Here is an 11,719-nt window from a genome sequence, read left to right on the forward strand (position 1 = left end):
AGATGCACTCAATACCCTTGCCCAAGCAATAAAAAAAATTGACATCTAAGATAAAGGATTTCGACTGCCCACCTGTAGCCCCGCCGGCAATTCCAAGGTATCGCCAATGGTTGTACCATCCCAGTAGGCTGCAAGCAGCACATCGCAGGTCTTGCCCCAGGCGATCGCCCCCTGATGGTCAAGGCCAATGGCGCCAAAATCCCGTTGCCGAGTCACCGCTTCCTGAAAAGATTTTTCAAAGGCTGCCGCTAGGGGCAAGCCATCGGTTACCCGCACCACAATCCGCGCGGCCAGCGCTTCATCGAGAATATCTTCCCCAATGCCTGTACAACTGACTGCTGCTAAGCTGTTGGCATAATTGCCGGCTGGGGTTGCGGAATCACTCACGCGACCGATGCGCTCAAAGCCTTTGCCTCCGGTGGAAGTTCCTACGGCCAAGTGTCCCTGCTGATCTAAAACCACCACACCAATGGTGCCCCGCCCTGTCTCCTCGGCCACTACGCCTGCCATGGATTTTTGGAAATTGCCCTTGCGTTCCTCAAGCCACTCGTAAAGTCGCTGATCCGTGAGGGGTTGATAGACAGGAAGCTGCAATTCACGCGCTAATTCTGCTGCCCCCACATCGGAGAGAATGCGATCGGGACACTGTTGCAACCAATGGGCAAGATCAATGGGATTTTTTACCCGTGAGACATTGATGACACCGCTGAGACGCTGTTGCTGCCCATCCATCAGCGACGCACTCATGCGAATCTGACCATCCGATTGCAGCACAGAACCCGTCCCTGCATTAAAGCGGGGTTCATCCTCGAGGAGCCGACACCCCAAAACCACGGCTTCAATGGCCGTTGCCCCTTCTTTAAGGGATTGAACCACTTGGGTAACAATTGCATGCAGGGATTGACGGACGGGAATAAGACCGCCTTTGTTTTGGAGCGAACTGCCGGCGCCGCCATGGAGAATAACAGTGGGTTGGGGCATCCTCAATCCTAGAAATTAAGGGAGTTCTAGCTCCAAGATACCCCGTGGGGATGGCCTAAATCCAGCGCTTTAGGCAACGGCAGCCGTTGGCATCTCCTTATACTCTGGGGTGACTTCATCCTCTGGCGTGACTTCCTCAGCATCCAGGAGTGCTTGCAGTTCTTGGATGGCTTGCTGCGTGTCTTCCACTTGACTGAGGAGCGATCGCGCGATTTTTTCACCGGAGGCGGTAGACTGCACCACTTCGCGGATGTGATGGCGAAAATGATTGGCCATTTCCTCCACCTGCTGGTTGGCAAAAACCACTTGGTTGGCCAGTTTGTTAATGGCTTCAGTAATAAAGTCAAACCCCGCCATCTGCTGGCCGCTACGACTGGCAATTAAGCCTGCTTGTACCGCAAGGTGCTTCACCTGACGGGTAATCTCCGCAATTTGATGGGTGGCTTGGTCAATAATTTCCACATCCCGCTTCAGGCGTTCGCTGAGACGATAGACGTCCGCTGTGTGCTGCGTAATTTGGTTGACGCCGATGAAGGTTTCTTGAAAGGCTTTTTGTCCCCGTTGCGAGAGCACTTGGCTAATGGAGACGAACCGCTGGTTGAGTTGGGCAATTCGCTCTGCTTGCTCGCGCACAGACCGCTCCTGCTGCTCTAGAATCTCATTCATTTGTTGGGTGCGTATTAGCTCACTTTCGAGACGCTTTGCGTACTCTTGGTTACGCTCTTTTTCCACCTTTAACTTCTCAAGAAGTTGCTGGGTGTGGAGGTGCTGCTGCTGAATGAGGAGATTTTTCTTGCTCAACACTTGAGCTTGGGCAATCAGGATTGCCCGCATATCCACCAGGACTAGTTGCTTGCCTCTACGCACCACCACGGGTTCATAGACAAAGGCCGGAGGCCGACTTAAGGCCTGTTCTACAGCTTCTTCGACGGGAGTGCGCGCCATCAGGACAAGGGGAAGCACTGTGGGCGCAGCAATTTCTGGAATCAATTTGATCGGGCGCGGCAAGTAGAGATCCCGGCCAAACTGTTGACTCATCCGTTCAAAAAACTTGACCTTGGAGATCATGCCGATGACGCGATCGCGGGCCACCACCAACACGCCGGGTAGCTCAGGGCGACGTTGAAACTCATCCGCTACTTCTTCAGAGATGGTTTCAGGGGAAACTTGATAAGAAAAATAGGGTAAATCGGCCAATGTAGCGGCTGCGGACAGTTGAACATTGACTGCCTTATTCATTTTGGTGGTCCCCCAGAATAAGAATTGTTTTGGGAAAACTTTGCTTTCGTTTTACCTCACTAAAATTATCCCGACTTAAGAGTAGGAGAAAATTATTTTTTGGTTATCTTTTGGTTAAGTTTTGTTGGTAACAGCGGCAAAATGCCTGAAATCCTCGGAGAATAACAGGCTCCCCGGCCTTGGTTGAGATTTAAGAAATGGGTGTTATCTGGGATACAGTTTTTATTTGCTCGGTCTATGAATTTGCGGCATACCACTGCTCGACCTGCTGTTGAATTGCTGCTGTTTCTGCGGGGCTAAATTTATCAATATTTTTGAGAATTACATGCATGCGTCCTTGAGAATTAAGAACTTGGCGGTGGCGGGCGAGAAAGTGCCAATAAAAGAAATTAAAAGGACAGGCGCGATCGCCCACCCGTTGCTTTGGATCATAGACACACCCTTGGCAATAATTGCTCATGCGCTGAATGTAATTGGCCGAGGCGGCATAGGGCTTAGAAGCCAGCAGCCCACCATCGGCAAACAATCCCATGCCTAAGACATTGGTTTGCATGACCCAATCGTAGGCATCAATAAAGACGCTGTGGAACCAAGTTTCCACCTCTTGGGGGCACAGACCGGCAATGAGGGCAAAGTTGGCAAGAATCATCAGCCGTTGGATGTGGTGGGCATAGCCGGTGCGCTCAATTTGCTCTAGAACGTGGCGCAGACAGTTCATCGAGGTGCGATCGCTCTGCCAAAAGAAAGCCGGCAGGGGTTGCCGATGCTGAAAGAAGTTGTGCTGAACGTACTCGGCACCAAAGTAGTGGTAGAGGCCATACATATACTCCCGCCAGCCAAGGATTTGGCGAATAAACCCCTCAACGCTATTCAAGGGCAACTGCCGTTCGCGATAGGCCTCTAGAGCAGCACTGATCACCTCCTGCGGCTGTAGGAGTCCCAAGTTCAAATAGGGGGAAAGCAAACTATGCCAAAGGGTCTCCTGCCCCACAACCATGGCATCTTGGTAGGGGCCAAACTGGGGCAAGCGGTACTCAATAAAGTTTTCCAGCGCCCGCAGGGCTTGAGTGCGAGTAACTCCCCAGTAAAAGGGTTCAATGTGACCGTAGGTGTCAAAGTTTCCTTGGCGCACAGTCTCAATCACTTCTTGCGTGATTTGATCGGGAGAAAAGTGCAGGGGCGGTGGTGGTTTGAGGTGCGTAGGCGGAGGTTGGCGATTTTCCGCATCGTAGTTCCATTTGCCCCCTACTGGCGTTTTACCCTCCATGAGAATCTGAAACCGCTGGCGACCTGCCCGGTAGAAATACTCCAAGACCAAGGTTTTGCGACCTGTGGCCCACTGCTGAAATTCTGCTTCTGACCAGAGAAAGTGATTGTTGGGCAACAACTTGATGGCACAGGGCAGGTCAAGGGTGGCAATCAGATGCCGAAAGGGGCGATCGCTGGGCTGCATGATCCTCAGCTCATGGATTCGGTGCGCTTCAACCCACTGCCGCAGTGGGGTGGCAAAGTCGGGGGCGATCGCGTAGGTCACCGGCCAACCGGCCGCTTCAAGTTCTTGGGCAAAGTGGCGCATGGCCGACCAGACAAGCACCAGTTTTTGGGCATGGTAGCGCCGCTGTTTCGCCCACCCTTGCGACTCAATGAGGATGACGGGCACAGGGCTTGCACAGCTTTGCAGGGCTGCTTGCCCCTGCCACAGTTGATCGCCTAAAACCCAAACGCCAATAGTCATCTTGACTCACGTTGTGAATAAAAACTGGGGGGAGGATGGTTTGCTACAGTCAATGTGGTTTATCTTAGTGTTCAACTGTTGCCACTGCATACGAAACTCATCATGCAAATTCGTCGGCGTCCCCCCAATCCTGTTGTGACGGTTCACAATCTCCACTACCAAGTACCGGTAGCCGATGATACCCCCCGCAATATCCTTGAAAAAATCGTTTGGCACAAGGAACAGGAGGTAGAGCAGCTGCGGGAAGTGCTGCCCTTGCCAGAGTTGCAGCGCCAAGTGCTCGATGCGCCACCCGTGCGCTCCTTTTTAGAGGCTCTGCAAGCCCCCGTCACCCAACCGGCACTGATTGCTGAGGTCAAGAAAGCGTCCCCTAGTAAAGGGATTATCCGCCCCAATTTTAATCCGGTGGCGATCGCCCAAGCCTATGTTGCTGCTGGCGCGACCTGTCTTTCCGTCCTGACGGACAGTGAATTTTTTCAAGGCAGTTTTGAGTACCTTGCCCAAATTCGCCAAGTGGTGGAGGTGCCGCTACTGTGCAAGGACTTTATCCTCTACCCCTACCAGATGTTTCTGGCAAGGTTACGGGGCGCGGATGCTGTTCTCCTGATTGCGGCCATCCTCTCTGACGACGATCTGCGCTATTTCCTGCGCATTGCCCAGGGTTTAGGACTGACGGCACTGGTGGAAGTACACACGACCGAGGAAATGGAGCGGGTTTTAGGCCTTGAAGAGGTGCGCCTTGTGGGCATCAACAATCGCAATCTGACAGACTTTAGGGTTGATCTAGCCACTACTGAAAAGCTGTTGGCTACCTACGGGGCGCAATTGCGCGATCGCAACATCCTTGTGGTCAGTGAATCCGGTATTCATCAGCGCGCCGATGTGGAACGAGTCACGCAAGCGGGCGCCGCTGCCATTTTAGTGGGAGAATCCCTAATGCGCCCCCCTGCGGAGATGGCGCACCTGAGCGAGGCTGAGCAACTGCAAAAGCGAATTCAGCAGTTATTTCCAGAGTTAGCGCGCTAGGTATGCCCCTGAAGGCAATCTTGTTGGATTTCAATGGCGTGATCCTTGACGATGAGGCGATCCATGCTGCCCTCGTTGAGGAGATTCTACTGCAAGAAAATGTGCGCCCGCAGCGGGGAGAATATGACCTCTTTTGCTTAGGAAGGAGCGATCGCGCCTGCTTAGACAACCTCCTCAGTCGCCGCGGCCGGGCTGTCACTCCCGCCTATTTGGATAAACTGGTGGCACAAAAGGCAGCCGCCTACCGGGCACGCTTGGCCAGTATGGAACCATTTCCCTTCTTTGCGGGGGCGATCGCCCTGCTGGAGAAACTCCGTGCTGCCCAATTGAAAATTGCCATTGTCACCGGTGCCCTGCGCTCCGATGTCGAGTTAGCTCTTGAGCGGGGAAACCTTACTGTGGACTGCATTATCAGTGCCGAAAGCGTGGAACGGGGTAAACCCTACCCTGACCCCTATCTCCGTGCAGTTGAAACTTTGCAAGCCCTAGGGGGTGATCTCACGGCTGCTGATTGTCTGGCGATTGAGGACACCCTCGTGGGGATTCAATCTGCCCGTGAGGCCGGTGTCAAAGTTTTGGGGGTAGCGCATACCTACCCTCTCCACATGCTCCAGCGTCGCTGCCATTGGGTACTGGATCGCCTTGATCAGTTCGACCTTGAGGAAATTGCGCCGGTGTTTGAGCGCAGTACGGCTGCCACGCCCTCCATGTCCTCCTAGAGGTGTTTGATCTCAGCAATGAGTTGATTGAGCACTTCCTTGGCATCGCCAAAAAGCATCAGTGTTTTGTCTTTGTAGAACAACTCATTGTCAATGCCGGCAAAGCCCGGATTGAGGCTGCGCTTAATCACAATTGTGTGCCGTGCCCGATCCACATCGAGAATGGGCATCCCATAGACAGGGCTACTGGGGTTGGTGCGGGCAGCGGGATTCACCACATCGTTAGCACCAATCACCAACGCCACATCCACATGCTCAAACTCTGGATTGATCTCCTCCATGTCCTTGAGTTGGGGGTAGGGGACATTGGCTTCCGCAAGCAGCACATTCATGTGGCCGGGCATGCGACCCGCAACGGGGTGAATTGCATATTTGACATCAACCCCCAGTCGCTCCAGTTGATCCGCCAGTTCTTTGACACTGTGCTGCGCTTGAGCCACCGCCATCCCATAGCCGGGGACAATGACAACGGACTTGGCGTAGCCGAGCATCATGGCACTTTCTTCAGGATCAATTGTGTGTACCGACTTCGCCGTAGCGTGGGCAGTTACCTCCCTGTTGCCAGGGGTTGCACTACCAAAGCCACTAAAGAGGACATTGGTTAAGGAGCGATTCATCGCCTTGCACATGATCTGCGTCAAAATCAGCCCCGAAGCCCCCACCAAGGCACCTGCGATAATCAGCATACTGTTGCCCACAATAAAGCCGGCGGCACTGGCAGCCAGCCCGGAAAGGGAGTTCAAGAGGGAAATCACTACGGGCATATCGGCGCCGCCAATGGGCAGGACAAAGAGTACCCCCAAACTACTGGCGATCGCCACCAAGCCCCAGAAAATCGGCAGCTGACTTGGGTCTAGCCAAACCAACCCACCGCCAACCCAAAAGGCCACCAGTAAGCCGAGGTTAATCGCCTGCTGCATCGGGAAAATGATCGGTGTCCCCGAAATCAGTCCCTGAAGTTTACCAAAGGCCACAAGGCTGCCGGTGAAGGTAACGCCCCCAATCAGCACCCCCAAGATAATTGTGACCAGTGTACCGGCGCTCAGCGGCTCACCCACGGCTACAAGGCGACAAAATTCACCAATGCTCACCAGGGCAGAGGCCGCCCCTCCGAAACCATTGAGTAACCCCACCATCTGGGGCATGGCCGTCATTTCCACTTTGTAGGCGGCAATCGCGCCAATGACACTGCCGAGGCCAATGGCTGCTAGGATGCCCGTATAACTAATAATCTGACGATCAAGGAGCGTGACCACAATCGCTATTAACATCCCCAAGGCGGCAAGGCGATTTCCTTGACGTGCCGTAGCCGGAGACCCCAGTTTTTTCAAACCGAGGATAAAAAGCGCCGCAGCGCCCAAATAGCTCAATTCTTCAGTGCGTGTTAGCCAGTCCATGGTGCCTACCGCTTAAACATCTGCAACATACGATCCGTGACCAAAAAACCGCCCACCACATTAATCGTGGCCAGCACCGTCGCAATGACTCCCAAGACCACCGTTAAGGTTGTCTGCCCACCGCCTGCCAGGAGCAGCGCCCCAATCACCGCAATGCCGGAGATAGCATTGGAGCCAGACATGAGGGGGGTATGCAGGGTGGGCGGGACTTTATGAATCACCTCAAAGCCAATGAAACTGGCCAGTACAAAAATAATCAGACCGACAAGAATGGGATCTGTCATGGAACCAACCCTCTAGGGAAATTTCTAAACTGTTTTGGCCAAGGTTTGGGCAGGATGCAGCAGTTGCAGTACCCGTGGGTTGCGTACCTGCCCTTCATGGGTGATACAAGCGGCATCAATAATGTCATCGCCAAAGTTCAACACCAATTCCCCCTTGGGGGCAAGGTACTTCAGGAGCGCTGAAATGTTTTTGGCATACATTTGACTGGCATGCATGGCCATTGTCGAGGGCAGGTTGATTGGACCAATAATGGTGACCCGCTGATGACAAATGGCGCGCCCGGGTTCGGTGCAGGCACAGTTGCCCCCCTGCTCAGCGGCTAAATCCACAATGACTGAACCGGGTTTCATGCTGGCCACCATGCGTTCTGTTACCAAAAGAGGGGCAGGTTTACCAGGGACTTGCGCGGTGGTAATGACCACATCGGCACTGTGGACGTGGGTAGCGATCGCCTCTTGGGTTTTGTGCTTCGCCACTTCAGACACCTCTTTGGCATAGCCACCGGCAGCAACGGTATCCTCCTCAAGGTTGACTTCCACAAACTTGGCACCGAGGCTTTGCACCTCTTCCTTGACCGCCGGGCGAATATCAAAGGCTTCAACCACAGCCCCCAAACGCCGGGCGGTGGCGATCGCCTGCAAGCCAGCTACCCCTGCGCCAATGACAAAGACCTTGGCCGGGGGAATTGTACCGGCCGCCGTCGTCAGCATTGGAAAAAAGCGGGGCAAATGGGACGCCGCCAACAACACCGCTGCATAGCCTGCTACCGCCGCTTGGGAGGATAGGGCATCCATACTCTGGGCACGACTTGTACGGGGAATACACTCAAGGGCAAAGGCAGTAATCTGTCGCTCTGCTAAGTGCTGCATTTGCCATGGATTCCCTAGGGGATTGAGAAAACCAATTAGCGTTGTACCGGGGCGAATCCACTCCACCTCGCGATCGCGGAGCGGGCTAACCTTGAGCAGCACATCCACACCGCCCCAGACCTCTTCAATGGAGTAACCAATTTCCGCACCTGCGGCACGGTAGTCATCATCGCTGTAGTGCGCCATATCTCCTGCGCCGGACTCCACACAGAGGTGATACCCCTGCTGCACCAGCTTGGCAACAACTTCGGGAATCAGGGCGACCCGTTGTTCACCCACTTCGCGTTCCTTAACGACCCCAACTTTCATAGGCACTCTTGGATAGGGTTTGCAGTCTTTACAGAACAATTCCTTTGGTGTGCTCATCAGGGCATTTTTTTATAACAGCCCGACACCGTCACAACACATTCACACGCTGTCCTGTACTGATCCTCAACCTACTGCGATCCCCCTAGGAATGCGAGGAAATGTCAGCATTTCGTAGGGGTTCTCCACAAGTCTTATGATCCCCGGTAATGCTTGTAACAAATCTTGACACTATCACTGAGGACTTTTACTTAATTACCCCTTTTCATCCTTTTGGATGATCGCTAAACCTGTGATTAATTTGGGATCACTGATGCAGTTTCTCAAAAGTAGCCAAAAACAGCACTTTCCTTTGCGCTTACCGCTGCAATTGTTTACAGGTGTTTTGACTGCGTCCCTGACTCTAGCTGTCAGCAGAGGGCAAATGTTGAGAGGAACTTCTTGCTGTATAGTCTCTTTCCTATTTTAGAAAAGGACTGGGCTTTGCTATGATAAGTAATCTGAAGTCCGGGCGGTTAACTCAGTTGGTAGAGTATCTCGTTTACACCGAGGATGTCGGGGGTTCGAGTCCCTCACCGCCCATGGCAAAATCAATACCTCAGGCGTCTTCGCCCTCGTTGATCTGAGATTGCCGCTGCTGGCGTAACCATGTGGCTTCGTCCAAGCTATCTTTGGCCACGACAACATACTCATTCTCCTGACGATCAATAATTAAAATTTCCTGACCGTGCTGCGGGGTGATCGTTGCCCAAGCGGGCAGAACGGCGGGCAGAATCAAGCGATTGCGATTGGCATCCAAAACACTTACTTGACCAATACCGGTACCACTGCGGGGAATATGGGCAGAGCTGACGTGGCCACTGCAACCTAGGAGGCGATCGCGACTGGTGTCTTCGCTAAACTGCGCAAAAATCTGTCCCAAAGGCCGCGAACACAGACCCCCAGTTATCAGTGCCAACAGCAGTGCGGCGATCGCAATCCCCCCCGACCACATCACCCCCGGCCAACTGCCACTGAGGGTGTAAAAGAGGACATTAAAGAACCAGCCCAGTACGCCTAACAGGCTAAAGTCCAAGGCGAGCAGAAGAATGAGCGGTGCTCTCCCCACCCCCAGCCAATGCAAAATCGTCAGAAATGAGATGCCTCCCTCCAGATCGACTTCTACTTCCAAGGGATCGGTATCCCCCTCTAACTCAACCTCTTCATCGCCCACATCGCCAAAGATCACGGTCAAAAAGAGCAAAACCCCCATACCCAAGACAATCCAGTAGGGAGTGTGAATCAAGTGAAAGAGCATTGCCTTAGTACATGAAGGGATTTTCAGGTTCAGGAATCGGCGTTATCGTCTCAGCCACTAGTACCAATTGGCGGCGGTCGTTGAGGGTTTCTGTGGCCATCCGACCTTCTACGCGAAACCAGTGATCTTGGGGATAGGCTTGGCGCGATCGCCCCAATTTCACCGGCAAGCCGACGGGGTAGGCATCGGCTGCACAGCAGGTAATGACAAAGCGGGTCAAGGTAAGATAGGTTTCCGGCAGTTGAGGACTGTGGACAGCAAATCCCTCAATGCGAGCCGGTAATCCCCTGTAGGCATCGGGTTCGGGATAGACATCAAGGGTGCGAATCCAGTCAATAAGCGAGCGCTCCTCAGGCCGTTGATTGAGGCGAAAGGGCACCGGACTATTGCGCGTCACGGTTAAGCCATCCTCAAGACCGCGATGAATCGCGGTGGCACTCTTGAAAGGACGGGGCGGAATCACCAACCCCACCACTGCTGCAAAAATTAGAATACTAAGCGCCCAACGGGCCGGTAAGAGGGCAACATGTTGTACAAGCGTCCCTTGCCCCCGCCACAACCGCCACCCTTGCCAACCACTCACAGCAACTAAAAGAAAACCAGTGGCGATCGCCAGTCCAAAGTAGTTGGGGTGAATCAGTAACCCCAGTCGCCCCTGCAACCAATATTGAAGAAACAAAATTCCCCAAAGGAGAAGTGAAACAACTGTCCACCCCTCCTGCTGGAGCCGGCGACGGCGCACCCTTCTGTGTTGGTCACGCGGGGAATAACGATTGAAGGAGCCGGAAAACATGGGGCGGTGAAAATTCGCCATCCCTAAACATTCTAGGGGGAATCCTGCCACTGCGGGCTTAGCTCACGAAAATTAAAGAGGGTGGCCTTGGGATGACACTGAGCACAGCCATCGAGGGTAACGGGTCGAGGTACCTCAACACGGGGATGCAGGATGCGAAAGAAGGGCGATCGCCCGACACGAAAAGGAATTTGGGCATCGTTAGGCAGAGGGCGAGAATAGCTGCGCAGATAGTTCCACAGCGGAACCAGCTCAGCGCGGGAAATGGGTTCGAGGGTCGCACCGTAGTGATTGGTATCTTGGATGAGCACCTGCCATGCCTGGGTGGGCAATGTTTCCGGGGGCAATGCCAGATGACAACTGCCACAGCGCTGCAGATAGAGTTGTGCCCCCACTTGGACATTCAAGGGCAAAACATCAACAGTGCCGCTAAAGTCTGGGGTGGCGATCGCTGCTAAGGCTGTCCCCACCAGGGCACAGAGCATTAAAGAAACCGCCCCTACCCCCCAGCGCCAGTGTTGTCTAATCCTAATCTTGGATATACTCAAGCCCTTCATCCAAACAAAACTGTGCCCGCATCAATTCACGACCGAGATAGGCCGCATGATCGAACATCGTCACTAATTGGCGATCCTTTTCAAAAAGTTCAATACACAACTCCTTTGCTGTTCGACCGCTGAGGACGAGATCGGGTTCCCGCGTTACTTTCCCTCTGGTGGGAATGGGGTCGCCGGTATCGGGATCCACCGCTAAGCCCTTCTCATTAATATCATTGGGATAGTGTTTCATCCAGATCAACTCCTGCTCAGGGTCAATGTAGATAATGAAATACCCTGCTGGGTCAAGATGAATAAATCGCTGTGATAGCTTGTTGTCAAGAGCCGTGCGTTCTGCTTTGCTCAATGCCTATCTTTCCTCTAACCGATGCACTCTTTATTGTACGGTGAACTCGACTGGAATTTGCTGGCCAGACCCTTGAGTTTTAGGACATTCGCGTTATAATGGGGATTGCCCAAAAATTTCGGCTCAGTAGCTCAGTGGTTAGAGCAGGGGACTCATAAGCCCAAGGTCG

The 11,719-nt window shown here is 53.4% G+C and carries 12 protein-coding genes and 1 tRNA gene; 3 read left to right on the forward strand and 10 right to left on the reverse strand.

Annotated features, from left to right (window positions below; all coding sequences use genetic code 11):
- Window positions 1-45: 45 nt before the first annotated feature.
- The 3 genes from Q0683_RS03795 to Q0683_RS03805 form a co-directional block, all read right to left on the reverse strand.
- On the reverse strand, window positions 46-981 hold the full coding sequence (locus Q0683_RS03795) for an isoaspartyl peptidase/L-asparaginase (protein ID WP_298976371.1): 936 nt from the start codon (window positions 979-981) through the stop codon (window positions 46-48).
- A gap of 69 nt (window positions 982-1,050) precedes the next feature.
- Complete coding sequence (locus Q0683_RS03800) at window positions 1,051-2,220, reverse strand: hypothetical protein (protein WP_298976373.1); 1,170 nt, start codon at window positions 2,218-2,220, stop codon at window positions 1,051-1,053.
- A 235-nt stretch (window positions 2,221-2,455) separates the two neighbouring features.
- The gene (locus Q0683_RS03805; protein ID WP_298976375.1) at window positions 2,456-3,955 is read right to left on the reverse strand and encodes a cryptochrome/photolyase family protein; all 1,500 of its coding nucleotides are present in this window, start codon (window positions 3,953-3,955) and stop codon (window positions 2,456-2,458) included.
- A gap of 102 nt (window positions 3,956-4,057) precedes the next feature.
- Here Q0683_RS03805 and trpC point away from each other — a divergent pair, with 102 nt between their 5' ends.
- A complete protein-coding gene (trpC, locus tag Q0683_RS03810; protein ID WP_298616253.1) occupies window positions 4,058-4,981 on the forward strand; it encodes an indole-3-glycerol phosphate synthase TrpC in 924 nt (307 codons plus the stop codon).
- A gap of 2 nt (window positions 4,982-4,983) precedes the next feature.
- Window positions 4,984-5,700 (forward strand): HAD family phosphatase, encoded by a 717-nt coding sequence (locus Q0683_RS03815; protein ID WP_298617020.1) that lies wholly within the window; start codon window positions 4,984-4,986, stop codon window positions 5,698-5,700.
- Here the strand turns inward: Q0683_RS03815 and Q0683_RS03820 are convergent.
- From Q0683_RS03820 to Q0683_RS03830, 3 genes are read right to left on the reverse strand one after another with little or no spacing between them, the layout of a single operon-like run.
- Window positions 5,697-7,097, reverse strand: a complete 1,401-nt coding sequence (locus tag Q0683_RS03820; RefSeq protein WP_298976378.1) for an NAD(P)(+) transhydrogenase (Re/Si-specific) subunit beta — start codon at window positions 7,095-7,097, stop codon at window positions 5,697-5,699. The two genes, Q0683_RS03815 and Q0683_RS03820, sit on opposite strands and share 4 nt — an antisense overlap.
- A gap of 5 nt (window positions 7,098-7,102) precedes the next feature.
- Window positions 7,103-7,381: an NAD(P) transhydrogenase subunit alpha gene (locus Q0683_RS03825; RefSeq protein WP_298616235.1), complete on the reverse strand. Its 279-nt coding sequence runs from the start codon at window positions 7,379-7,381 to the stop codon at window positions 7,103-7,105.
- A 24-nt stretch (window positions 7,382-7,405) separates the two neighbouring features.
- Window positions 7,406-8,560 carry a Re/Si-specific NAD(P)(+) transhydrogenase subunit alpha gene (locus Q0683_RS03830; protein ID WP_298616237.1) on the reverse strand — a complete coding sequence of 385 codons (1,155 nt, stop codon included), beginning with the start codon at window positions 8,558-8,560 and terminating at the stop codon, window positions 7,406-7,408.
- A 506-nt stretch (window positions 8,561-9,066) separates the two neighbouring features.
- On the opposite strand from Q0683_RS03830, the gene Q0683_RS03835 reads away from it, so the two are divergent.
- Window positions 9,067-9,139 (forward strand) — tRNA-Val (locus Q0683_RS03835).
- 16 nt (window positions 9,140-9,155) lie between these two features.
- On the opposite strand, the gene Q0683_RS03840 is transcribed toward Q0683_RS03835, so the two are convergent.
- From Q0683_RS03840 to Q0683_RS03855, 4 genes are all read right to left on the reverse strand, one after another.
- The gene (locus Q0683_RS03840) at window positions 9,156-9,854 is read right to left on the reverse strand and encodes an OB-fold-containig protein (protein WP_298617018.1); all 699 of its coding nucleotides are present in this window, start codon (window positions 9,852-9,854) and stop codon (window positions 9,156-9,158) included.
- 4 nt (window positions 9,855-9,858) lie between these two features.
- Window positions 9,859-10,596: a TIGR03943 family putative permease subunit gene (locus Q0683_RS03845; protein ID WP_298976381.1), complete on the reverse strand. Its 738-nt coding sequence runs from the start codon at window positions 10,594-10,596 to the stop codon at window positions 9,859-9,861.
- A gap of 83 nt (window positions 10,597-10,679) precedes the next feature.
- On the reverse strand, window positions 10,680-11,132 hold the full coding sequence (locus Q0683_RS03850) for a cytochrome C (protein ID WP_298976383.1): 453 nt from the start codon (window positions 11,130-11,132) through the stop codon (window positions 10,680-10,682).
- A gap of 43 nt (window positions 11,133-11,175) precedes the next feature.
- On the reverse strand, window positions 11,176-11,550 hold the full coding sequence (locus Q0683_RS03855) for a DUF4346 domain-containing protein (RefSeq protein WP_298616248.1): 375 nt from the start codon (window positions 11,548-11,550) through the stop codon (window positions 11,176-11,178).
- Window positions 11,551-11,719: the final 169 nt, after the last annotated feature.

The organism is uncultured Thermosynechococcus sp., from assembly GCF_938074695.1.
Lineage (GTDB): Bacteria > Cyanobacteriota > Cyanobacteriia > Thermosynechococcales > Thermosynechococcaceae > Thermosynechococcus.